This window comes from Micromonospora sp. CNZ286 (assembly GCF_014207755.1).
Map to the genome: position 1 here is coordinate 6,060,777 of NZ_JACHIZ010000001.1, position 21,115 is coordinate 6,081,891.

Here is a 21,115-nt window from a genome sequence, read left to right on the forward strand (position 1 = left end):
GCCCGGCTGCCACCGGACGCCGCATTCGACTCCACCGCTGCAACGGAAGGAGTCACGTTGACTGTAATCCCTCACGGGTCAGACTTCGAGACACCAGAGGACGAGGACGAAACCGTTGCCGAGCCGACCGACCGGCACCGGCTCATCCTGGCGTACATCAAGACGCTCAGTCCGATCATCGCCGCCGTCGTCGCCTGCATCGGGACGCTGGTGGCAGCGCTGGTCCGCTGACCCGCCGGCCCCGCGCTCCGGCTCCGGCCGGACGCGGGGCCGTCCCGCACTGAAAGCTCTGGCACACTGCGGCGATGCCGACGTTTGATCGACTCTTCGCCGAACATGTCGGCACCGGCCTGGCCCGCCAGATGGCGCTGGCCGACCTGCTCGGCGAGCGCGACTGGCAGCTCGACGTGCCCGACGGCATCGCGACGTTCGGGACCGACCTGCGGTACCGCGTCCAGCTCCTCGGCACCGAGAGCCACGACAACGGCACCTGGCTGTGGGCCTGGGCCAACGAGGCCAGCAACCTCCCGCCGGCGCTACTGCATCTGGCCGGCTGGCTTCGCGAGTACGGGAACCGCCAAGGGGTCGCCGAACTCACCGAACCCACGTTCCCGCTCCAGCGCGCCGACGGACACCGCCTCGCCCTGCTGGCGTCCGGCCTGACCGGCCGCTGCTACTACCGCGGGCCGTACGACCGCGGCGCCGTCTTCTTCCACCTCGACGACGCCCCACCGCAGATCACCGCGCCGGTCCGGCCCGAGCGGGCGCTGACCGTCCTGACGCAGGTCCTTCAGTCCTTCCCGGTGGAGCACCGCGTCGCCGTCGAGTCGTTCCTGCACCAGCAGGGGTGGCGGCTGGATCGGGCGCCGATGTCGGTGACGGCGCAGGATCGGGGCGGGTCGGTCCTGCGTGTCGAGTTCGACGCGATGGGTCGGGTCAGCAACCTGTCGGGAACGGTCAGCCCGTAGGCGGAATGTGGTGCCCCCGGCAGGATTCGAACCTGCGACACACGGTTTAGGAAACCGATGCTCTATCCCCTGAGCTACGGGGGCGCGAGGGCACAGTCTAGCGACCTGGGGGTTCACCTGGGGTGGCAGGGAGTGGCCCACGTCCACCCACGTTCCCCGGACCGCCGTTGTCGCAGCCAGGACCACACGCCGAGCACACGAACCCCGGTTTGCGACCGTCGGTCGCTCCGCGCGACCCACGTTGGCACCGGTTCACCCCGGTTGGCATCCGCTGGAGAGCACACACCGCGCACATCATCGAAGATCATGTGGGGCTACCCGCTCCCCCGGCTGGGCGCCGCCTCCCACGGGGGATCACGGCCAGATCGCGATCAGCCGCGCGGCGGCCGGGTCGTCGTTGTCCCGAGTCAGGTCCGCCGGGTCGAAGAAGACGACACCGACGTCACCCAGGGACGACGGGTCGAAGCCGCGTCGTTCGTCAGCGGGTCACCCGCGCTCGGCTGGCTCATGGAGTGATGAGGTCGTTTATGCCGTAGTGGCTCCACCAGGTAGGCCGGTGTTTGCGGATTTCGCCCCCGGTGCGGGTCAGCAGGAGCCAGTTGCCGTTCTGGACCAGCGCCGCGTCCTCCTGCCGGGCGGCCAACACCCGGGCCACGGCCTTCATCATGTTTGGGATCCCCTTGTCGACCAGGTCGTCTGCCCGCATGGAGAAGTCGATGTCGACGTACGTCTCCGGCTCCCACTCCCAGCGGGCACCGTCGTCGCCCTCGGCATCAAAGTGGCCTTGGTTCCCCGAGTAGACGCTCAGCGCGTACCCGCGCGTCTCGTAGTGGCGAGCACTGAACAGCCGCCGGTTGGTGGCGCTCGGTCTCGGCCTCTCGGCGGGTTCCGCCGCCACGAGGTCAACCACGTGTTCCGGAGGGAGGTCACCCGCCAGGGTCAACCTGAACTCGACAGCCACCCTGACGCCTCTCCTCAGCCTCGACAAAAGATCTGCATGGTCGCGCTCACTCAGCGTTACCGTTCTGAGTTCCTTCGCGGTTACGCGCGATGCTGCTGCAGACGACGCCTCTCACAGTGGCGAGCCAGAACACGCCCTCGCCGAATCGATTTATTGGCGCGTCAGAGGTGGAAAATTCTGTCGTAATCTTCGTCGTACCACCCGTCGGTGTTGTGCTTCTGAAGGGTGCCCGCGACGCGCGTCAGCATCAGCACGTCGCCGTTCAGGGTTAGGGCCGCGTCCTCGGCCCTGCCGGCGAGGATCCTGGCCACGGTCGCCAGCATGTGGGGCTTGCCCTTCTCGACCAGGGTGTCCTTGCGCATGTAGAAGCTGACGTCGACGTAGGTCTCCGGCTCCCATTGCCACAGGGAACCCCCGTCATCCTCGGCGCAGTAGTAGCCGTGCCTGCCGCCGGTGATGTCCACGACGTACCCGTGCTCGTCGTTCAGGTCGGCGCTGAGCCTCCGGCCGCCGGACGCCGTTACCGTCTCGACCGCTTCGGGAGCAGCCAGCTCCGCCACCTGCTCGAGTGGGATGTCGCCCGCCAGCGTCAGCCGGTACTCGACAGCCATCTGCACCCCTTCATCGGTCTCGCCGGATGATCTGAATGATCGCACCGTCGCGCGTTACCGCCGCCAGTTCATTCAGCCCTGTGATGGGCCAGTCGTGGAACTGCTTGTGCAGGGCGGCGAGGTCTCCTCGCCAGTCGTGGAGGTTCAACATCACGCGTTGGGTTTGCTCCGTGTCAACCTTCCTGGACACCGCGCTCCAGACGGCGCGGGCCGGCACAGGAGGAGTAGGCGCGTAGCAGTCGAAGACATGCCCCTCGATGAGGAAGTCGGGGGCCTTCTCCGGCCTCCCAGAATCCCCGGTCTCGCATCGAGCGCCCGAAACGCAGGTCAGCGCAGACGGACATAGATAGAGCAGCGGGTTAGGAGTCTCCATGTGACTCCGGTTGATCTTGGCGTGCAGGGCGGATCGGCCGGCGGGACCTGGTCGTGTCGACGGAGACCGGTTTGGTTCAGGCTGCGGCGCGCACCGTGGGTGCAGGTCGGGTGAAGGTCTTGCGGTCGCGGATAGGCGGCCAAAGGCAGTCGACGCGTCGTCGGGCGAGGGCGAGTATGGCTTGGCGGTGGTTCTTTCCTTCGGCTCGTTTCTTCTCGTAGTAGGCGCGGGAGATGGGGCATTCTCTGGCGGCGATGAACGCGGCCATCCACAGGATGTGCCGCAGTCTTCGGTGGTATCGGCGGGCAGGCCGATGGTTCCCGGAAACAGTGCCGGAGTCGCGGGAAACCGGCGCCAGGCCGGCATGAGCCGCGAGTTTGGTGGGGCTGTCGTACTCGGGCATGCCAGCGGTGTGCACCAGCAGTTCCGCGGTGAGCAGGGGCCCCATGCTGGGCAGGCTCCCGATGATCGGCGCCAGTGGATGCTGGTCGAGTTGCTCGGCGATGAGGTCGTCGAGAGCGGCGATGCGCTGCTCCAGGGCGAGGATCTCGGTGGCCATCTGCCCGACCACCACGGCGGCGGCGCGCGCCCGGGCAGGTTCACGGTCTGCTGCCGGGCAGCAGCCACCATCGCCTCGGCCACCTGGACGGCCTTCTTGACGTGGCCGCGCCGCAGCAGGGCGGTGATCCGATCGTCATCCGGGCCGGCAGAGTCGCCACCGTGCTACCCACACCCACCGCCCTCCCGGTCACGATGGGGGACTTCCGCCCGCCGGTGGTCGTGGAGGAGGCACTGGAGCCCGGCAATCACGTCCTGCTCCACACCGACGGCGTCACCGACGCCCGATCCAGCCGGGGTGAGCCGTTCGGCGTCGACCGGCTGACCGACTTCACCCTTCGGGCGCTGGCCGACAATCGTCCCCTGCCCGAGACCGCACGCCGGCTCGTGCACGCCATCCTCGCCGGGCAGGACGACACCCTCACCGACGACGCCACCCTGATCATGCTCCGCTGGAACGGCCCCGCACACTGACGACCCCGACGCAACGGCAACATGGTCGAGGCGCCCCACGCCATCCTGCCGCCGTCACCGGCCGCGCCTCCGACACGATGTGCGAGACAGCCCCGGCGGCGGAGTGGCGCGGGCAGCGTATTCGGGTTGTACGCCGTACCTGTCCACCGCGACGATGGTTACTCCGTGGCGAGTTGACCTTCGGAGGACACGTGGGAGTGCTGGACGACAAGGACCCAACCGGCGCTGCACGGCTGAAGGAATGGGCCGACGGCCTGCGCGAGCTCCCGCCGGGCACGCCACCTACCTTTGAGTGCCAGCGGATGATCCACCCCGGGATGGTGCCCGCAAACGGGGACGGGCTGCTCGCCACGGAGGGCCAGGGCCTGCTGGAGGTTCCGGGTGAGCACATCCAGTCGGTGACAATCCTGCACTACATGCGCGCGGGTTCGCCGTCGGAGCAGTTCGACACGGTCGGCCGGGACGCGATGATCGGCGCCCTGCTGACCCTGGTGACCGACCGTCGCTGCCAGGTCGTTCCCGAGGTCATGGCCAGGGTCGAGGGGCAGGAGCATGCCTTCGCGCTGCCCCTGGCCGGGGCGGTGGACACCCATCTCGGTGCGCCCATGCCCGACTGGCCGCAGGTCGACGCGGCGTTCCGCGACGCGGTAGCCCGACTCACCAGCCTCGGCGACGACGACATGCGGGCCCTCAGCGCGGCGATCCACATGCACTACTGCGCCTCGCTGCTGACCACCCGTGATCTGGTCGGGGCGTATGCGCTGATGGTCGGGGGCATCGAGTGCCTTGCGCAGCAATTCGGCAGTCCCCCGACCGAGTGGGCCGACTGGGACGAGTCGGCGAGTTGGGAGAAGTTCATCGCCCGCCAGGACTTCACCCAGGCCCAGGCCGCAGCCCTGCGTGGCCGCCTGATGAAGGACAAGCACATCAAGCTCGCCGAGACCTTCGCAACGTACGCCATGACGCGGCTGCCGGCCGGCTTCTGGCGAGAGCCGGTGCGCTCCTACATCTGGGGTGTGGACGCGATGAGCGCCCGACCGCGGGAGGGCTCCTGGTCTGATCCGCAGCCGCGTGGCACCGTGTTCGCCGACGATCCGGCGGTCCTGAAGGCGGCGTTCAAGACCGCGTACAAGCTCCGGTCCCAGTTCCTGCACGCGGGCAAGCGGGCGATCTCGTTCGCCGGTGACGTGTTCGCGACCGCTGTGGCCGCGGACCGTCCCGCTGGTGAGAGTCCACGTCTGAGCGCCGCCCAGCTGCGCGCCGTCCTGCGGAGCCTGATCCTGCAGGAGTTGAACGACCGTGGCAGGACCGATCCGCGGGGCTTGGACGAAATCACGGTCGTTACGGACTCGACGCCACCGTCCTGAGCTGACCGCCCCAAATGTCCGGTCGTCGGGTCGAGACTGCCCCGTGAACCGTGGCAGGCGGATACCACGCGCTCACTGCCAGCAGCGCCAAGGCGCGCCGGCGATGAGCGGGTCCGAGAATGTCGGACGCGAGGTAGACCATCGGGTTAGCGGCCAACGCGTCGCGGCGAGACGTGTGGTGAGAAGGGCGGGATGGTCGGCGAGAACGGGCGGGATGACAAGCCGTGGCGGTGCTGGGTCGACGACATCATCGACTCGGATCCGAGCATCCTCGACGAGATCCAGCAGTGGTGGGACACGACCTCGCCGGTGCCGATGGTCGGCAGCCGGCACCACACCGTCCCGCGCCGCTATCTCGAGCGCTTCTCCGCGTCAGGTCAAATCCGTGTCCGCGACCGAGTCACAGGACGGGCGAGCCTGCGCAACATCAAGGACGTTGGCGCGATCCGCGACTTCTACACCTTCATAAACCTCGACGGTGAGCGCGACGGTCGGCTCGAACGGATCCTCGGCGTGATCGAGGACGGGGCGACCGCGGTCATCGACCGCATTCTCGACCCCTTTCGGACACCGCGACCGCTCACGCCGGAGGAATCACTGCACCTGAGCATCTTCATCGGCTTCCAGCTGCTGCGCACGCCCCGGCACCGTCGCGAGGTCGAGTTGATGGGCGACTACCTCATTCGCTCGTCGCGGCCGGACATCCGCGGGATCACCGAGGTGCGGGTGGTTCCGGACCCGAATCTGCACCTCGACTACCTGGCCAAAAACGCCCCCAAAGTCGCCCAGACGTTCTTCGGCCGCCCGGCGACGCTCATCACGATCGACCAACCGCTGTTCATCACCTGCGACGAGCCGGTAATCCTGCGTACTCGTGGCGACGTCAGTCACGTCCAGCACCTGCCGAACTGCGCGAAGCCCCAACGTCGGCGGAAGAAGGCCGCGCGCAAGCCCAGCAGAAGCCGGGCGCGCGACGCTGACACGGTCCACGTGTATCCCAGCCGACCCGGTGTGGCCCAAGCGCACGAGGTAGCCCTGCCGCTGACGCCAAGAGCGTTGCTCGTCATCGGTCCGCACGGCGTCGTCGACGTGGCACCCCACCGCCGCCTGCGCGGTGAAGCGGCCGTCGCCCTCGCGAACGACGTGAACTCCCGGCTCCTCGCCCACGCCTACCAATGGGTCGCTGCTCACCCCGCCCATACCACGTTCACCGACATGGAGCTTCCCGAACCCGGGCCCATCGTCCACGCCTGCGACGGCGGCACCACCTTCGCCCGGGAGCTGCAACAGCCACCCGCACCTCGACAACCCGAGTTGTTAGGCCGCCGCGGTCGTTGAGGAGGGCGACGATGTGCGTGTCGTTCTCAGACGGGCAGGCGAACGTCGCTCCACGGTCTTTCCAGCGCCTAGCTGATCTTCGGCAGGCGACCACAGCACCACCGCTGTGCGACTGGCCACCGCAGGAAGAAAAAGGAAAAGCCGCAGGTCACCTGCGTGCGGCTACGCGCGGAGCGTCGGGTTAGGAAACCGATGCTCTATCCCCTGAGCTACGAGGGCGCGCGGACACAGTCCAGCGACCTGGGGGTTCACCTGGGGTGGCAGGGAGTGGCAGGCGTTCACCCACTTCCCCGGACCCCTGTTCGCCCAGCCCACGACCACACGCCGAGCACACGACCACACGCCGAGCACACGAACCCCTGTTTGCGACCGGCGGTCGGCCGGGATGACCCCCGCTGGCACCGGTTCGCCCGGGCCGTCACGGCGAAGATCCGGCTACGCGATCTCGTCCAAGATCCACGAGACACGGCAGTACACCTAGCTGCGGGCGTCGTAGCGGGCGCGGGCGGCCTCGACCTCGACGAGGTGGGTGGTCGCCCACGCCTCCAGTGCGGCGACCAGCTCCAGCAGGCTGCGGCCGAGGTCGGTGAGCGCGTAGTCCACCCGGGGCGGCACACTCGCGTGCACGGTGCGAGTGACGATGCCGTCCCGCTCCAGGCCGCGCAGGGTCTGGGTGAGCATCTTCTGGCTGATCCCGTCGATCCGCTCGGCCAGCTCGCCGTAGCGCTTGTCGCCGGCGGCGAGGGTGAGCACGACCAGCACGCTCCAGCGGTCACCGATCCGGTCGAGGACCTTCCGGCTGCCGCAGTTCCGGTTGAACGGGTCGGCCTGCATGTTGTCACTCTCTTTCAGTGCGTACCGAACTCGAAGGTGCCCACTCTCCAACAGGAAGTAATGACACGTTGTTCCCGTTGGCGTGGGAAGACAGTTGATACGCAACCAACAGGAGTGCTCATGTCCATCGTCGTCACCGGCGCCACCGGTCCCCTCGGTCACCTGATCGTCGAAGCGCTGCTCGACCGGGGCGTACCCGCCGACCAGATCGTGGCGCTCGGCCGGAACGTCGACCGGCTCGCCGGCCTCGCCGCGCTGGGAGTGGTCACCCAGCGGGCCGACTACGACGACCCCGCGTCGCTCCAGGCGGCCTTCGCGGGCGCCGAGAAGCTGATGTTCGTCTCCGGCAGCGAGGTCGGCAAGCGGATCGTGCAGCACGGCAACGTGGTCACCGCCGCCAAGGAGGCCGGGATCGGGCTGGTCGCCTACACCAGCATCGCGCACGCCGACACCTCCAGCCTCGTGCTCGCCGCCGAGCACAAGGCGACCGAGCAGCTGATCCGCGACTCCGGCCTGCCGCACGTGTTCCTGCGCAACAGCTGGTACCTGGAGAACTACACGGGCCAGCTTCCCACGTACCTCCAGCACGGGGTGGCGGGCGCGGCGGGTGACGGGCGGGTGAGCGCCGCCACCCGCGCGGACTACGCCGAGGCCGCCGCCACGGTGCTCACCGCAGCGGGCCAGGCCGGAAAGGTGTACGAGCTGGGCGGTGTGCCCTTCACGCTGACCGAACTGGCCGCCGAGATCTCCCGGCAGACCGGTCGCACGATCTCCTACCTCGACCTGCCCGTGGACAAGTACACCGAACTGCTGGTCGCGGCCGGCCTGCCCGAGGGGTACGCGGCAGTGCTCGCCGACGGCGACCGGGGCCTCGCCCAGGGCGAGCTGGAGGTCGGCGACGACCTGGCCGGCCTGCTCGGCCGCACCCCCACAACGCTCGCCGAGGCGATCCGCGCCGCACTCTGACGCCCGGCCCTGGCCGCCGCCCCTCGCTGCGGGTAGGCGGTCAGGCCGGGCTCGGCCCGCTGCTTCACCAGGTTGTCGACGAGGGCCTCCACGTCGTCGGCCATGACTTTTGCGATGGCGTGGTTAGCGCATGAAACGCCGAACGGCGGCCCGCTGAACCAGTCGGGCCGCCGTTCAGAGAATGTGGATCAGAGCGGGCGGATGTTCTCCGCCTGCGGGCCCTTCTGGCCCTGGGTGATGTCGAACTCCACCTTCTGGTTCTCGTCGAGGCTGCGGAAGCCGCTCGCCGAGATCGCGGAGAAGTGGGCGAAGACGTCGGCGCCGCCGCCGTCCGGGCTGATGAAGCCGAAGCCCTTGTCGGCGTTGAACCACTTCACGGTACCTGTAGTCATGTCTGCTCCTTCGCAGGCTGTTAGAGACCGCACTGTGCGGACCCTTACGCCGCCGCGTTGATCACCCGCGTCGAAACGACACGAAAAACGAAAAGCGCCTGGATGGGTTTCAGATGCCCCATCAGGCGCCGGAAAACGTCTACGGAAATCAAAACTGCAACTCGGCTACCGTAGCACACCATCCGTCGATCCGATGGCGATGAGTGGATCCGGCCACTGAGCGTGCTTCCCTGCGCAGGCGCGCCCGGATCCACGCCGCGCTCGGCGACCCGGCGCGCCTGACGATCGTGGATGCGCTCACCCTGGGTGGCGCCGTTCCCCTCGACGAAATGCGCGACCTCCTCACCGTCCTCGACCCAACACCGCGACCGGTACCGACCGCGCCGATCTGCTTGACCGGCTTGCCACGTTCCACACCCGCCGCCACTGCCCTACGCGACCAACTCGCCACGGCCGAGGGCTTCGCCAACACCCGCCGCACCGAACTCGACGGTCATGGCCGTGGCGCACCAGCGCGTGATGGGTGGAGCGCCCGCGTACTCTGACCGCTCGGGCAGCCCCGCGTGGGCGGGGGCGAAGGTCGGTGGGTATGAGCGAGCGGGACGCACTGCGAGGTCTGCTGTGGCAGTCGCACCACGCCCGGCCTGAGGACCTGCCGGGGATGGCACGGCGGGCCGCCCGGCAGCTCGGCGCCGACGACATGATCCTCTATGTGGTCGACCACGAGCAGCGTCAGCTGCTTGCGCTGCCCGGTCCGGACGCACCGCGTCGAGTCTCGCTGGCCATCGAGGGAACCCTGGCCGGCCGGGCGTTCAGCATGTTGCGCCCGTTCGGCGGCCCGGTGGACGACGGTGCGCGGTTGTGGTTGCCGCTGCTCAACGGTCTGGAGCGCGTGGGCGTCGCGGAGGTGGTCGCCGCAGCTGCCGTGCCTGACTCCGCGGTGGCCGCGTTCGAGGCGGTGGCCTCCCTGCTCGCCGAGCTGGTGATCACCCGATCGCACCACAGCGACACGATCGAGTCGGTCCGCCGCCGCGAGCCGATGCGCCTGCCCGCCGAGATGCTGCGCGCCCAACTTCCGCCGCTCACCTTCTCCACCGGCGGCGTGATCATCAGTGGGATCCTGGAGCCCTGCTACGACGTGGGTGGCGACGCCTTCGACTATGCGGTCAACGGCGACATCGCCCACCTCGCCCTGTTCGACGCCGTCGGGCACGGCTCCGGTGGCGGGATGCGCGCCGTGATGCTCGCCAGCCTGGCCCTGGCCGCGTACCGCAATGCCCGTCGGGCCGGGTTCGACCTGGTCGAGACCTACCATCACATCGACACCGCGGCGCGTGACCACGACCGGCGCGGACTGATCACCGGCGTGCTGGCCGAACTCGACCAGCGCACCGGCCGGCTGCGGGTCATCTCCGCCGGACACCCGGGCGGGCTGGTGCTCCGTCGCGGCAGGGTCGCCGCCGTCCTGCCCACGCCCACCGCCCTGCCGGTGGCCCTGGGCGACCGGCGTCCTCCGATGGTGGTCGAGGAAGCCCTCGAACCCGGCGACGACGTGCTCTTCTACACCGACGGCATCATCGAGGCCCGCTCGGCCGACGGGGAACGGTTCGGCACCGAGCGGCTGGTCGACTTCACCGTCCGAGCACTGGCCGACGGGCTGCCGCTACCAGAGACAGCGCGGCGTCTCGTTCACGCGATCCTCGCCTACCAGGATGACCGGCTGCAGGACGACGCCACCGTACTCATGGTCCGCTTCCGTGAGCCCACGGCAGGCAGGGCCTGACCGCCCCGCAGTCCCAGCGTCGCAACGGCTGTTCCGCCGCCCGCCGCGAGATTCCCCGCCTCGCGCACTCAGACCGCGGTGGGTGGCGGATCTGCCACCCGGCCGAACAGCTGCATGATGCCGGTCAGGTCGAGGATCCGGCGGACCTGCCCGGTGGCGTTGAGCAGGGTGAGATCCACTCCCCGGTCGACCGCGTGGTGGTGCGCTCCGACCAGGATGCTGAGTACGGTCGAATCGATGAAGGTCAACCCTGCCAGGTCGATCTCCACCGTCCCGGCCTGGGCGACCGTCTCGTGCAGCAGGTCATCGAGCCGATCGGCGCCCGACATGTCGATCTCACCGGACAGCGCCAGGACACGACGATCAGCACCGACGTCGACATGCCAGTGCCAGGTCTGCTCCGTGGCCACTGTCACCCTTCCTCGTGCACGGTCGATCGGGGGCGCAGCTGCGCTGTCACCGAGGCGGTCGTTCCCTGTCCGGAGTTGTCGATCATCAGTCCTTCGGTGAGCTGCTGTGCCAGCCACAGTCCCCGGTGGCCGACCTCCCCGGGCGACGGCAGGGCGACGGCAATCTCACCCAGCCCGGGCCCGTTGTCACTGACCTGGCAGGTCAGCAGGTCGTGGTGCTGCCACAGACGCACCTCGCCGCTGCCCCCGCCGTGGCGCACCACGTTGGTGACCAACTCGTGCACCGCCAATACGAAGTCCTCCAGCCCGTGGCCGACCAGACCCGCCGAACGGGCTGCCGCGGCGACCGCGTGACGCAGCGCCGTAACCCGCGCAGCGGTGATCTCTTCCGACAACAACGCCACGTCGCCGGCGCCGCGAGCGGTGCTCCACCCGGCACCCACGTCGTCCGTTCCGCCGCTGCCCATGATCGGACGCTACACGCAGCCGATCCGCCGCGCCCGGGCACGCCGGCCAGGCGTAAGACGGCGACCCCTCGGACCGCCGGTCACGCACAGCATTGCGGTCGCCGGCCGGATGTGAAGAGGTGCGACGAGCGGGGCTGACCGTCCGAGGCGGGAACCCGGGCGTTCGCCTGGTGGGCCGGCCGGCTCATCGCCCGCCGACGACCTCGCACGAAGGGTGGGCTGGTCAGTCCTGTCGCCGCAGCCCCCGCTACTGCTTCTCGTTCTGCCGGAGGGCTTCCTCGAGTTGGTCTTCCAGAATGATGATCCGGCACGCGGCCTCCAGGGCGGTGCCGTCGTCGACCATTTCCCGGGCCCGGGCAGCCAGGCGCAGCTGGTAGCGGGAGTAGCGGCGGTGCCCGCCGCTGGAGCGCTGCGGATTGATCAATTTTGTCTCGTCCAGGCGACGCAGGAAGTCCTGAGTGGTGCCGAGCATCTCCGCGGCCTGCCCGATGGTGTAGGCCGGGTAGTTCTCATCGCCGAACATGTCTTCGGGGTTTTGCCCCATGTCACCTCCACGTCGAGGGCCCCGGCGCACAAGCGCCGGGGCCCAGGGTTACGGGTCAGAACACCATCTACCGACCGGAACGTCGGCTTGTCGTATCCGCACCAGCCGTCATTGACGGCTTCGGGTGCGAGGATCGCATATGCGTGACCGGAGACCACCTCTCGTTCGATGGAAACTGCGGTGTCCGCCCGGCCTGACATGACGACCGACGGCGGGCGATCCAACGGTGTAAGGCCCTCCCTTTCCTCTGCGTACACGTTTCCCTTGCTGTCGTACGGTCCGCCGGCGCCGGAGCCCACGCGACTTCACAGCCCCGACACGTGCAGCGAACATCAGCCGGAGCCCTGAAAGAACCTTGGCCCCGCCTGCACCCCGGCGTGTGTCACGCCGGAACTGACGTGCTCTTACTGCCTCTCAAGAGGAACGGTGAAGCATGTTCCTCTCCTATCCGCCCGTCGTGTCCTCACGGCCGGACGGCCCGTCTGCGTCTTGACGGATCTTTCCTCTCGACTCGAAGAAGAGTATGCCGTACCGCAGAAGATGTCTAGTCTTTCCAACCCAGATTTCCTGGTCGACGGTCATCAGGATGACTGGCCCGCCGAGCAAGCAGGGCGCGCGCCATGGCGACACGACCCGACGCCGATGCCACCTACCGGCGATGAAGACCGCCGCGCGGTCGACGACGTACCAGAGTCGGCCGCGTTGGTCGCGTTCACCGCCCAAGACGCAGCCCTCCGGAGGCCCTCGCCGGCGGGTACGCGCTCGTCGCGGACCTGCGCGCGGCAGGCGGCCGGCATCCGGCCGACGAACGGCTCCGCGGCTGGTCGCGGAACCGCAGGCGACCAGTGACCGCTTCGCCGAGCTGTGGGAGTCCGGCGCCGTCGGCCGGCACGAGGCCGCCCGCAAGACAATCGATCATCCGTACGTGGGTCCGCTGACCCTGGACTGCGACGCGCTCACCCGTGGCGGGCAGCGACCTGCGCATCATGATCTACACGGCCGAGCCGGCACCGAGGATGCCGACCGCCTGGCCCTGCTCACTGTCGTCGGCACCCAGGCGCTCGCCGGTGGAGACCAGCTCGGTGTGGATCGCGGTGACACCACACCAGCCGGAGCCGACGTCCGGCGGCCCGGAGAGGTCTCCGGGCCGCCGGACGGTGGGCTACTTGATGCCGGTCAGGGCGGCCAGGGCGTTGGCGGTCCGGAAGTACGGGTTACGGCCCAGGTCGCCGACGGCGGTGATGGTGGAAGGCATCCGTGAGGAGGAGTGGTTCACGCCTCCTCGTCGCCGCCCTCGTCGTCGCCGAAGGAGTCGAAGACCTCGTCGGCGACCATGCCGCCGGCGAAGCCGAGAGCGGCGCCGCCGACCACGCCCGCGGCGACCGCGCCCATGCCGGGACCACCGTGACGCTCCTGGTGGTGCTCCTCCTTGTAGTGCCCGCCGGGGTGGCCGTACGCGGCGTGCCCGTAGCCGGGCGCGCCGTAGCCCTGGGCGGGCGGGGCGTAGCCGTGGCCGGTGTGCAGGCTCTGGTAGCCGTCGAGGGCCTGGCGGACCCAGGTGTCGACCTGCGCGGCCCAGTCGACGCGGTCGGCGTCGGCGTGCGCGGCGTGGTAGCGGCCGTACGAGTCGTGGCCGCCGGTGAACAGGCCACCGCGCTTGTCGAACTCCAGCACCACGTCGACGCCGTGCTCGTTCGCGACGAAGGTCAGCTCGACCTCGTTGACGCCGTGGGCGTACTGCGCGGCGGCGTAGTACTCGATCTCCTGGTAGAACGGCAGGCTCTGGTGCAGCCCGGAGATGTGCCCGCGTTCCAGGTCGGCGCCCTTGAACCCGAAGCCGAGCCGGCCGAACGCCTCGAGGATGCGTTCCTGCACCGGCAGCGGGTGCACGTACACCGGGTCCAGGTCGCCCTTGTCGATCGCGCCACGGATCGCCACCTCGGTGCGCAGGCCCATGGTCATACCGTGCAGATGCTGCCCGTACAGGTCGGTCACCGGGGTCTCCCACGGCATCGCCACCTGGAACGGCAGCGACAACTGCTGACCCTCGCGCAGGTGCAGACCACCCGCGACCTGTACGCGGTGGAACTCGACGAGGGCGTCGTACTCCTCCTCCGCGCCGTCGATCTCCACCCGGGTGACCAGCCCGACGGTGATGTGGTCGATCTCCACGTCGTGACTGCCGCCGGTCAGGTTCACCTGCCCGGCCAGCATCAGTCCCGGGCGGGTGCTCGGATTGGACAGGACCGTATCGACGTTGGGGCCGCCCACCCCGAACGCGCCCAGCATCTTCTTGAACACCACGAACCTCTCCCTCGACGACCGCCGTACGCGCGACACGAGGACCGTGAAACTTTCACGTGAAACCCTTGTGCCACAACGAGATCAACGGCGTCCATAATGGAAGCCGTCGAGCGGGGAAGCTACCAACGCCACCTGAGAAGTAGCTGAGTGAATCCAGGCGGTTACCCTCCGACACCGGGGTGTAGTGCCGCGACGGCTCGCATGGCGACGTCGACGGAGGCCTGAAGGTCCTCGCGGCTCGCGCCGGCGTGGATCCGCCACGCGTACCAGAACCGCGAGGAGCTGGCCCGCAACCTGAGGCGGGCACGGCGGTTCGTGAATCCGTTGCGGACAGCAGCGGCGAAGTGAGAGGCCCGGCGCGGAGAACGATCCTCCGCGCCGGGCCCCGGGGTCGGTTCCGGTCAGGCGGCGCAGGTGGCGGTGGCGCCCTGGCCGGTGCCGGTGCCCTGGAAGCCGAAGTTGGTGGTCTGGCCGGCGCCGACCTGCCCGTTGTAGCCCACGTTCGTGAACCGGACGGTACCGCTGGTGCCGCTGGCCTGGGCGTTCCAGGTGCCGGTGATCGCGGCGCCGCCGGGCAGCGCGACGGTCACGGTCCAGCCGTTGATGGCCGCGGAGCCCGCAGTGACGTTCACGCTCGCGGTGAAGCCGCCGTTCCACTGGTTGATCGCGACCGCCGCGGAGCAGCCGTTACCGGCCGGCGGCGGGGTGGTCGGCGGCGCCGTGGTGGGCGGCGCGGTCGTCGGCGGAGCCGTGGTCGGCGGCGCGGTCGTCGGCGGAGCCGTGGTCGGCGGCGCGGTCGTCGGCGGGTTGGTCGTCGGCGGCGCGGTGGTGGGCGGGTTGGGCGCGCCGTTGGCCAGGCTGAAGGCCAGGTCCGGCTGGAACGAACCGGCCGTGTAGCGGCAGCCGTCCGCCTCACCCGGCGGCTTCACCCAGAGGTACGCGTCGATGTTGGCGTCGCCGGTGTTCGTCGTCGGGTACTGCCCGATGCGCCGGTCGGTGTTGTCGTCGGCGCACCAGTCCCCGGCGGCTCCCCCGTTGCGGCTGGTGTCGATGACCTGCCGCTTGCCGGAGATGCCCATGCCGTTGAGCGCGGAGATGACGGCCCGGCCGAAGTTCGCCTCACTGGAGGTGGGGTTGAAGTTCGACACGTTGGTGAAGAAGCCGTCGGCGTACTGCACGCCGGCCGCGCGGAGCCGGTTGGCAGTGTCGTTGGCGCTGTTCCAGGTCGAGTGGCCGCCGTCGAGGTACACCTTGGCGTTGGGGTTGGCCGACTTGATGGTCTGGGTCGCCGTGGTGAGCGCCTGGTTGCGGGCGTTCAGCTCGCCGGTGCTCAGGCAGGTCTGGAGCGCGAGCGAGTCGGTCTCCAGGATGATCAGGACGGTCTGGTTGCCGAGTCCGCGAGCGAAGTTGGACACCCAGGTCTGGTACTGGTTGAGGTCCGGCGCCCCGCCGGCGCTGGCGCCGCCGCAGTCCCGGTTGGTGATCTCGTACACCGACAGCACCGGGATCTGCTGTGCCGCGTTGGCGGCGCCGATGAAGCTGGAAACCTCGGACTGGATGGTCGACGGGTTGAAGTTGGCGTACCAGCGCGCCTGCGGCTGGCTGGCGATCTTGTCGCGGATGACGGCGGCGCGCGAGTCGCCGGGGTTGGCGGCGACCCAGCGAACGACCGCCGAGGACGGGTCGCGGTAGAGCGATCCGGACACCGTGCCGGCGGATGCGCCACCGACGGCGAAACCGACGCCGGCCGCGGCGAGGCCCGCGACGGCGGCCACGCTGATGGCCGCTGATCTGCGGCGGGACGAGAGGATAGCCACGTCGTGTTTCCTCCTGATCACATAGACGTATCTAAGTTCATGGGAGCGTTCCCACGACGGTAACGGAGGCGGGCGTCGATGCCAAGATGTGAACGTCGGCCACTGCCCCGTAATCTGGCGACGGTCGACGAAGCGGGCGTGGGAGGAAGACCAGGCATGACGGCGCTACCAGGCCAGCATCTGCCCACGGCGGATCCGTCGGTCACCGGGCGGCCCGCGGACGAGGATCTGCGGACGCTGTTCGGCAAGTCCATCGCCGTCTTCGCGGCGCTCGCCGGGCCGACACACGTGGTGGAGGCGGCGAACCCGGCGTTCTTCACCGCCATCGGCGAGGAACGCGCCCGCACCGGGGTCGCGCTCGCCGAGCTGATGCCGGAACTGGACGGCCAGGGCTTCATCGCCCTGCTGGACGAGGTCTACCGCACGGGCGAGTCCTACACCGGCCACGACGCCCGGATCATGCTCGGCACCGGGTCGCAGGCGCGGGAGGCGTTCTTCGACTTCACCTACGAGGCGCGCCGCGACGCCGACGGCACGGTGACCGGGATCCGCGTGATCGGGGTGGAGACCACGCAGGTCAAGCACGCGCAACGGCTGATGGCCGAACACCGCGCGATGCTGGAGCAGATCGCCCGGCAGGCGCCGCTGGCCGAGGTGCTCGACGGGATGGCCCGCTGCATCGAGAACCTCGCGCCGCAGGAGGTGCTCGTCTCCGTCCTGCTCGCCGACGCCGACGGCCTGCACCTGCGCCACGGCGCCGCGCCCAGCCTGCCCGACTTCTACAACCAGGCCATCGACGGGATCGCCACCGGCGAGGGTGTCGGCTCGTGCGGCACCGCCGCGCACCGGCGCGAGCCGGTCATCGTCACCGACATCGCCACCGACCCGTTCTGGGCCGACTTCCGCGACCTGGCCGAGCGGGCCGGGCTCGCCGCCTGCTGGTCCACGCCGATCCTCGCCCGCGACGGCAGCCTGCTCGGCACCTTCGCCATGTACCACCGCACCCCGCGCGTCCCGCGCGACGCCGACCTGGCGCTCGCCCGGGTCTTCACCGGCACCGCCGCCCTGGCCATCGAACGCCACCACATCGAACAGGCGAAGGCCGAAGCGGACGCCCGCGCCCGGGCCGCCCACGACGAGCTGGCACGGGTGGTGCGGGCGGAACGGGAACTACGGGCCGAGGCGGAACAGCGTGCCGCCGCGGCGGCGGAACTCACCGCCCGGCTGCGCGCCGCCGCAGCCGCGCAGGCCGCCACTCCCCGCCCCGAACGGTGTCAGCTCGGCGGCGGCGACGGCTGCACGGCACCCGCCGAGATCAAGATCGCTGACTCGTGGGGTGACTCGGCGTGGGGCTGCCCGCTCCACGTCGAGGAGGCAATCATCAACGTGCGTTCGGTCTTCATCGCCAACGAGGAACTCGGCGGCCTGGCCGCCTACCTGAACCGCTGACCACTCGACCGCGCCCGGCGACACCATCAAGGGGACCGGTGCGCACGGCCGGGGCCGTCACGCCCGGCTGACGGCCTAGCGCCCGTCGGGCGCGCCGGCCGGCTCGCGAGCGGGTTGCGCCGCGGCGAACGGGCTCCGCAGACGGGTCATGGATTCGGCGCTGACGTCCGCGATCGGACTGCGCTCGTCGTCGGTGGCTCCGACCCCCTCCACACGGAAGGGGTTCAGGGCGAACGTGTTGTCGGGCACGAAGTGCTCCAAGGGAATCTGCACGGCAGCGCTCGACTCAGTCGTCGCGGCTGGGAAACCGTGGGAGAAGCAGGGGGTGGCGATCAGTCATCGGTACCCCGCGTCGTCAGCCTAGCGCGCATCGGCCGGGCGGGCGCGCCACGGCCGGAATCGGCGACGGGCTCAGAGCTGGACGACGTGGCCCACCCGGGGTGGCGTACGGCCCGCGAGGACCTCGAGCCACGCGTCCCGCAGCGCCTCCGGACCGGCGCCGACCCGCACGTCGAGCCATCCGCTCACCACCCGGGAGAACCGCTGCCAGGCGTCGGCGAACCGCTCGTCGAGCCCGTCGCGACCCCAGTCCTGGCTCCGCTTGCGGATGCGCACCGGCGCGAAGAAGACCTCCCCGGCGGCACCCGCGTTGGGCGTCTGCTGGGTGAGTCCGACTGCGATGTCCCGGACCAGCAGGTCGCCGAGGTGCGCGCGCAGGGCGGCGCGGGTGGCGGGTGAACCGGACAGGTCGAGATAGACGGTCGGTACGGCGTCGAGCACGCCGATCTCGTCGTAGGAGAGGACCTCGTCGTAGCACCCCAGCGACCTGGTGAAGGCGAGGTTGCCCCGCGAGGTGAGCCCGATCAGGCGCGGGCCGCGGCCGTGCAGTTCGAACGCGGTGGCGTACGCCGTCTTGCTCGACGCGGACGACAGCACCAGCGACCGCGCGCCGTAGGCGTCCTCGTCGATCACCTGGTCGGCGAGCATGAACGAGGTGAAGAACAGCGGCCGGAACAGGATCAGCAGGTCCTCCTGCTCCGCCCGGTAGGCGGGGTCGCCGGTGGTCGACCGGTAGGAGTTGTACGGCGAGGGCAGGCCGGCCCGGTGCGCGCTGGCGTCGCGGAACCCGGACGCGTCCACCCGGTCCGGGCGTACCACCAGGTGGCCGGCAGGCGGCAGGTAGCCGTAGACCCGGTGTCCCGGCTCGACGCCGGACACTGTGGACGCGACCACCTCGGCGAAGCCCCACAGCGGTGGGAGGCCCCACCGGTCGTCGAGTCCTCGGGGCTGCGGCGGGAAGAACTCCCAGTAGCGCATCGCCTCACCGAGCACCGCATACGTCACGTTGTTGGCGGTCAGGCCGACGCGGTCCACGCGCAGAAGCGCCTCCCCGTCGACGAGGTCGGGCACAGCGCCGTCGACGAGTGTGGTGCGAACGAGGTCGTCACGGGCCACAGCGAACGTCCACGAGTCAGCCATGGCCTGACGCTAGGCAGCCGGGAAACCGGAGACAAGTGCACTGGGAGTGCAAAATCCCACTCGACCGCATCGTTGCGCGCGGCCGGTTCAGAGGTAACGAACACCCGTCAGCTCCGCCGCCGCAGCCCAGAGGCGCTCACCCACGGCCGGGTCGGCGGCCTGCCGGTTCAGCCGCGCCTTGGCCACCGGACCCCAGGTCTCGAAGAGCCGGGACGGGCCGAAGAACTGGCTGCCGCGTACCTCCGGGTCGGTCGCCGCCCGCAACTGCGGCAGGGCGCCCTGCTCGACCGGCTGGGTGGCGAGCAGGCCCAGCCGCCCGATCATTCGTCCCAGCCGGCCCCGGTGTTCCCAGGCCCGCGGCGTGAGGTTGCTGCGGGTGAGACCGGGATGCGCCAGCGCGCTGACGATCGGCAATCCGGCCGCGCGCACGCGACGGTCCAGCTCGACGCCGAAGACGGTGGTGGCGAGCTTCGAGCGGCCGTACGCGGCGGAGGCCCGGTAGTCGCGCTCGGACATCAGGTCCCCGAAGTCGAGCCGCGCGTTGCGGTGGGTGAGCGAGCTGAGGCTCACCACCCGCGCCGCCCGTGCCCCGGCGAGGGCGTCCAGCAGCAGGCCGGTCAGCGCATACGGGCCCAGCATGTTGGTGGCGAACTGGAGCTCGAAGCCGTCGGCGGAGGTACGGCGCGGGCCGAGCAGCACCACACCGGCGTTGTTCACCAGCAGGTCGATCGTCGGGTGGTCGGCGGTCAGCTTCGCGGCGAACGCGCGTACCGATTCGAGGCGGGCCAGGTCCAGCTCGCGTACCTCGGTGTCGCCGCCGATGCGGCCGGCGGCCTGCCGGCCGGCGGCGGTGTTCCGCACGGCCAGCACGACGTGGGCGCCGCGGCGGGCCAGTTCGGTGGCGGTGACCAGGCCGAGGCCCGAGTTCGCTCCGGTCACGACGGCGACCCGGCCGCGCTGGTCGGGGATGCGGTCGGCGGTCCATCCGGTCATCTGCTGCTCCTCGGGTACGGCGGTTCGTGTCGAGCGATGACGCTAGGAGCGTTCCGGCCCGGCTCGGTCGTTCACGGTTGCCTAGGTCCGCGGGACCTACCCTGGGCGGGCGGCGTCGCGGCAGACTGGCGGCATGAGCAGCCCGCATCCGTACGCACGCGAGCTGGGCGCCTTCCTGCGCGCCCGGCGCGGCCGACTGCGCCCGCGCGACGTCGGCCTGGAGCCGGGCGGCCGGCGCAAGGTGACCGGCCTGCGGCGGGAGGAACTGGCCCTGCTGGCCGGGCTGAGCACCGACTACTACCAGCGGATGGAGCAGGGCCGGGAGGTACGCCCCTCGGACGACGTCCTGGACGCGCTCGCCGGCGCCCTCGGCTTGGACGACACCGAACGCCGGCACCTGTTCACGCTGGCCCGGGCCGCCCGGCGGCCGGTGCCCGCCCGCGTCGACCGGGAGCCGGAGCGGGTGCCGGACGGCACCCGGCGGCTGCTGCGGGTGATGGACACGCCGGCTGTCGTCCTCGGCCGGCATCTGGACCTGCTCGACTGGAACCCGATGGCGCAGGCGCTGCTCGGCGACCCGGCGGACCATCCGCCCGGCCGGCTCAACATGCTCCTGCTGCTGTTCGACGACGCGCTGACCGGGGGACGGAGCTGCCCGGACTGGGAGCGGCAGGCGCTCGACTACATCGGCATGCTCCGCGCCGCCGTCGCCGACGACCCGACCCATCCCCGCGCCACCGCGATCGTCGGCGAGCTGAGCATCCGCAGCGCGGAGTTCCGGCGGCTGTGGGCACGGCACGACGTCCGCGCCTCGGTGAGCGGCACGAAGACGTTCCGGGTACCAGGACTGGGCGACATCGTCCTGGACTGGGACACCTATCCGCTGCCGGGCAGTCCCGGCCCGGTCATGCTCGTCTTCACCGCCGAGCCGGGCAGCCCGGACGCGGATCGGCTGCGGCTCCTGGCGTCATGGCGCGCGACCCGCCCGGCGTCCGCCGACGGCCGACCTTGATCAGCGGAACGCCGG

At 70.1% G+C, this 21,115-nt stretch carries 22 protein-coding genes, 1 tRNA gene and 3 pseudogenes; 11 read left to right on the forward strand and 15 right to left on the reverse strand.

Annotated elements, in window-relative coordinates; translation table 11 throughout:
• Positions 1 to 57: 57 nt before the first annotated feature.
• Complete coding sequence (locus tag FHX31_RS26950) at positions 58 to 231, forward strand: hypothetical protein (protein WP_013283846.1); 174 nt, start codon at positions 58 to 60, stop codon at positions 229 to 231.
• A 74-nt stretch (positions 232 to 305) separates the two neighbouring features.
• Positions 306 to 968 (forward strand): DUF6882 domain-containing protein, encoded by a 663-nt coding sequence (locus FHX31_RS26955; protein WP_091330277.1) that lies wholly within the window; start codon positions 306 to 308, stop codon positions 966 to 968.
• Positions 969 to 976: 8 nt separating this feature from the next.
• Here the strand turns inward: FHX31_RS26955 and FHX31_RS26960 are convergent.
• The 5 genes and pseudogenes from FHX31_RS26960 to FHX31_RS26980 form a co-directional block, all read right to left on the reverse strand.
• Positions 977 to 1,052 (reverse strand) — tRNA-Arg (locus tag FHX31_RS26960).
• Between the two features lie 421 nt (positions 1,053 to 1,473).
• Positions 1,474 to 1,929, reverse strand: a complete 456-nt coding sequence (locus FHX31_RS26965) for a SitI3 family protein (RefSeq protein ID WP_091330278.1) — start codon at positions 1,927 to 1,929, stop codon at positions 1,474 to 1,476.
• Positions 1,930 to 2,090: 161 nt separating this feature from the next.
• On the reverse strand, positions 2,091 to 2,540 hold the full coding sequence (locus FHX31_RS26970; protein ID WP_091332025.1) for a SitI3 family protein: 450 nt from the start codon (positions 2,538 to 2,540) through the stop codon (positions 2,091 to 2,093).
• A 10-nt stretch (positions 2,541 to 2,550) separates the two neighbouring features.
• Positions 2,551 to 2,853 (reverse strand): annotated as a pseudogene (locus tag FHX31_RS26975) (CdiA C-terminal domain-containing protein); the annotation flags it as partial.
• A gap of 136 nt (positions 2,854 to 2,989) precedes the next feature.
• Positions 2,990 to 3,606: pseudogene (locus FHX31_RS26980) on the reverse strand (transposase); the annotation flags it as partial.
• A gap of 27 nt (positions 3,607 to 3,633) precedes the next feature.
• Here FHX31_RS26980 and FHX31_RS26985 point away from each other — a divergent pair.
• The 3 genes from FHX31_RS26985 to FHX31_RS26995 all read left to right on the forward strand — a co-directional run bounded on the left by FHX31_RS26985 (position 3,634) and on the right by FHX31_RS26995 (position 6,650).
• A complete protein-coding gene (locus tag FHX31_RS26985; protein ID WP_435586285.1) occupies positions 3,634 to 3,945 on the forward strand; it encodes a SpoIIE family protein phosphatase in 312 nt (103 codons plus the stop codon).
• A gap of 197 nt (positions 3,946 to 4,142) precedes the next feature.
• The gene (locus FHX31_RS26990; RefSeq protein ID WP_184977407.1) at positions 4,143 to 5,312 is read left to right on the forward strand and encodes a hypothetical protein; all 1,170 of its coding nucleotides are present in this window, start codon (positions 4,143 to 4,145) and stop codon (positions 5,310 to 5,312) included.
• Between the two features lie 192 nt (positions 5,313 to 5,504).
• Positions 5,505 to 6,650, forward strand: a complete 1,146-nt coding sequence (locus tag FHX31_RS26995) for a DUF4238 domain-containing protein (RefSeq protein ID WP_091330280.1) — start codon at positions 5,505 to 5,507, stop codon at positions 6,648 to 6,650.
• Between the two features lie 477 nt (positions 6,651 to 7,127).
• Here FHX31_RS26995 and FHX31_RS27000 read toward each other — a convergent pair whose 3' ends face one another.
• The gene (locus tag FHX31_RS27000; RefSeq protein ID WP_091330281.1) at positions 7,128 to 7,484 is read right to left on the reverse strand and encodes a winged helix-turn-helix transcriptional regulator; all 357 of its coding nucleotides are present in this window, start codon (positions 7,482 to 7,484) and stop codon (positions 7,128 to 7,130) included.
• A gap of 120 nt (positions 7,485 to 7,604) precedes the next feature.
• Here FHX31_RS27000 and FHX31_RS27005 point away from each other — a divergent pair, with 120 nt between their 5' ends.
• Entirely contained in the window at positions 7,605 to 8,450 is an 846-nt protein-coding gene (locus FHX31_RS27005; RefSeq protein ID WP_091330282.1) for an SDR family oxidoreductase, read from the forward strand.
• Positions 8,451 to 8,638: 188 nt separating this feature from the next.
• Here FHX31_RS27005 and FHX31_RS27010 read toward each other — a convergent pair whose 3' ends face one another.
• Positions 8,639 to 8,842 carry a cold-shock protein gene (locus FHX31_RS27010; protein WP_007074326.1) on the reverse strand — a complete coding sequence of 68 codons (204 nt, stop codon included), beginning with the start codon at positions 8,840 to 8,842 and terminating at the stop codon, positions 8,639 to 8,641.
• A 203-nt stretch (positions 8,843 to 9,045) separates the two neighbouring features.
• On the opposite strand from FHX31_RS27010, the gene FHX31_RS32880 reads away from it, so the two are divergent.
• Complete coding sequence (locus tag FHX31_RS32880; RefSeq protein ID WP_091330283.1) at positions 9,046 to 9,387, forward strand: hypothetical protein; 342 nt, start codon at positions 9,046 to 9,048, stop codon at positions 9,385 to 9,387.
• 44 nt (positions 9,388 to 9,431) lie between these two features.
• Positions 9,432 to 10,625 carry a PP2C family protein-serine/threonine phosphatase gene (locus FHX31_RS27020; RefSeq protein ID WP_184977408.1) on the forward strand — a complete coding sequence of 398 codons (1,194 nt, stop codon included), beginning with the start codon at positions 9,432 to 9,434 and terminating at the stop codon, positions 10,623 to 10,625.
• A gap of 68 nt (positions 10,626 to 10,693) precedes the next feature.
• Here FHX31_RS27020 and FHX31_RS27025 read toward each other — a convergent pair whose 3' ends face one another.
• From FHX31_RS27025 to FHX31_RS27035, 3 genes are all read right to left on the reverse strand, one after another.
• Positions 10,694 to 11,041: an STAS domain-containing protein gene (locus FHX31_RS27025; RefSeq protein ID WP_235437409.1), complete on the reverse strand. Its 348-nt coding sequence runs from the start codon at positions 11,039 to 11,041 to the stop codon at positions 10,694 to 10,696.
• Positions 11,038 to 11,502: an ATP-binding protein gene (locus FHX31_RS27030; RefSeq protein WP_091330284.1), complete on the reverse strand. Its 465-nt coding sequence runs from the start codon at positions 11,500 to 11,502 to the stop codon at positions 11,038 to 11,040. Before FHX31_RS27030 ends, FHX31_RS27025 begins: the two co-directional genes overlap by 4 nt.
• A 247-nt stretch (positions 11,503 to 11,749) precedes the next feature.
• Positions 11,750 to 12,046: a helix-turn-helix domain-containing protein gene (locus FHX31_RS27035; RefSeq protein WP_013283829.1), complete on the reverse strand. Its 297-nt coding sequence runs from the start codon at positions 12,044 to 12,046 to the stop codon at positions 11,750 to 11,752.
• A gap of 658 nt (positions 12,047 to 12,704) precedes the next feature.
• On the opposite strand from FHX31_RS27035, the pseudogene FHX31_RS32885 reads away from it, so the two are divergent.
• A pseudogene (locus tag FHX31_RS32885) lies at positions 12,705 to 13,073 on the forward strand (MmyB family transcriptional regulator); the annotation flags it as partial.
• A gap of 245 nt (positions 13,074 to 13,318) precedes the next feature.
• Here FHX31_RS32885 and FHX31_RS27045 read toward each other — a convergent pair.
• On the reverse strand, positions 13,319 to 14,350 hold the full coding sequence (locus FHX31_RS27045; protein WP_184977410.1) for a sporulation protein: 1,032 nt from the start codon (positions 14,348 to 14,350) through the stop codon (positions 13,319 to 13,321).
• Between the two features lie 401 nt (positions 14,351 to 14,751).
• A complete protein-coding gene (locus tag FHX31_RS27050) occupies positions 14,752 to 16,167 on the reverse strand; it encodes a glycoside hydrolase family 6 protein (RefSeq protein ID WP_184977411.1) in 1,416 nt (471 codons plus the stop codon).
• 156 nt (positions 16,168 to 16,323) lie between these two features.
• Here FHX31_RS27050 and FHX31_RS27055 point away from each other — a divergent pair, with 156 nt between their 5' ends.
• Positions 16,324 to 17,616, forward strand: coding sequence for a GAF domain-containing protein (locus tag FHX31_RS27055; RefSeq protein ID WP_047891460.1), 1,293 nt, complete (start codon positions 16,324 to 16,326; stop codon positions 17,614 to 17,616).
• Positions 17,617 to 17,691: 75 nt separating this feature from the next.
• On the opposite strand, the gene FHX31_RS27060 is transcribed toward FHX31_RS27055, so the two are convergent.
• The 3 genes from FHX31_RS27060 to FHX31_RS27070 all read right to left on the reverse strand — a co-directional run bounded on the left by FHX31_RS27060 (position 17,692) and on the right by FHX31_RS27070 (position 20,088).
• On the reverse strand, positions 17,692 to 17,889 hold the full coding sequence (locus FHX31_RS27060) for a hypothetical protein (protein ID WP_013283824.1): 198 nt from the start codon (positions 17,887 to 17,889) through the stop codon (positions 17,692 to 17,694).
• 138 nt (positions 17,890 to 18,027) lie between these two features.
• Positions 18,028 to 19,095, reverse strand: coding sequence for a DUF2855 family protein (locus FHX31_RS27065; protein WP_184977412.1), 1,068 nt, complete (start codon positions 19,093 to 19,095; stop codon positions 18,028 to 18,030).
• Positions 19,096 to 19,182: 87 nt separating this feature from the next.
• Positions 19,183 to 20,088 (reverse strand): oxidoreductase, encoded by a 906-nt coding sequence (locus FHX31_RS27070; protein ID WP_184977413.1) that lies wholly within the window; start codon positions 20,086 to 20,088, stop codon positions 19,183 to 19,185.
• Between the two features lie 133 nt (positions 20,089 to 20,221).
• Here FHX31_RS27070 and FHX31_RS27075 point away from each other — a divergent pair, with 133 nt between their 5' ends.
• Positions 20,222 to 21,100: a helix-turn-helix transcriptional regulator gene (locus FHX31_RS27075; protein WP_047891462.1), complete on the forward strand. Its 879-nt coding sequence runs from the start codon at positions 20,222 to 20,224 to the stop codon at positions 21,098 to 21,100.
• The last annotated feature ends 15 nt before the right edge of the window (positions 21,101 to 21,115 follow it).

Excerpts from the sequence above, each read along its gene's own strand:
- FHX31_RS27075 (WP_047891462.1), top strand. The coding sequence starts at position 20,222 with ATGAGCAGCCCGCATCCGTACGCACGCGAGCTGGGCGCCTTCCTGCGC.
- FHX31_RS27010 (WP_007074326.1), bottom strand. The coding sequence starts at position 8,842 with ATGACTACAGGTACCGTGAAGTGGTTCAACGCCGACAAGGGCTTCGGC.
- FHX31_RS27020 (WP_184977408.1), top strand. The coding sequence starts at position 9,432 with ATGAGCGAGCGGGACGCACTGCGAGGTCTGCTGTGGCAGTCGCACCAC.
- FHX31_RS27055 (WP_047891460.1), top strand. The coding sequence starts at position 16,324 with ATGACGGCGCTACCAGGCCAGCATCTGCCCACGGCGGATCCGTCGGTC.
- FHX31_RS26995 (WP_091330280.1), top strand. The coding sequence starts at position 5,505 with ATGGTCGGCGAGAACGGGCGGGATGACAAGCCGTGGCGGTGCTGGGTC.
- FHX31_RS27070 (WP_184977413.1), bottom strand. The coding sequence starts at position 20,088 with ATGACCGGATGGACCGCCGACCGCATCCCCGACCAGCGCGGCCGGGTC.
- FHX31_RS27000 (WP_091330281.1), bottom strand. The coding sequence starts at position 7,484 with ATGCAGGCCGACCCGTTCAACCGGAACTGCGGCAGCCGGAAGGTCCTC.
- FHX31_RS27005 (WP_091330282.1), top strand. The coding sequence starts at position 7,605 with ATGTCCATCGTCGTCACCGGCGCCACCGGTCCCCTCGGTCACCTGATC.
- FHX31_RS27035 (WP_013283829.1), bottom strand. The coding sequence starts at position 12,046 with ATGGGGCAAAACCCCGAAGACATGTTCGGCGATGAGAACTACCCGGCC.
- FHX31_RS27030 (WP_091330284.1), bottom strand. The coding sequence starts at position 11,502 with ATGGGCAGCGGCGGAACGGACGACGTGGGTGCCGGGTGGAGCACCGCT.
- FHX31_RS26955 (WP_091330277.1), top strand. The coding sequence starts at position 306 with ATGCCGACGTTTGATCGACTCTTCGCCGAACATGTCGGCACCGGCCTG.
- FHX31_RS27065 (WP_184977412.1), bottom strand. The coding sequence starts at position 19,095 with ATGGCTGACTCGTGGACGTTCGCTGTGGCCCGTGACGACCTCGTTCGC.
- FHX31_RS26970 (WP_091332025.1), bottom strand. The coding sequence starts at position 2,540 with ATGGCTGTCGAGTACCGGCTGACGCTGGCGGGCGACATCCCACTCGAG.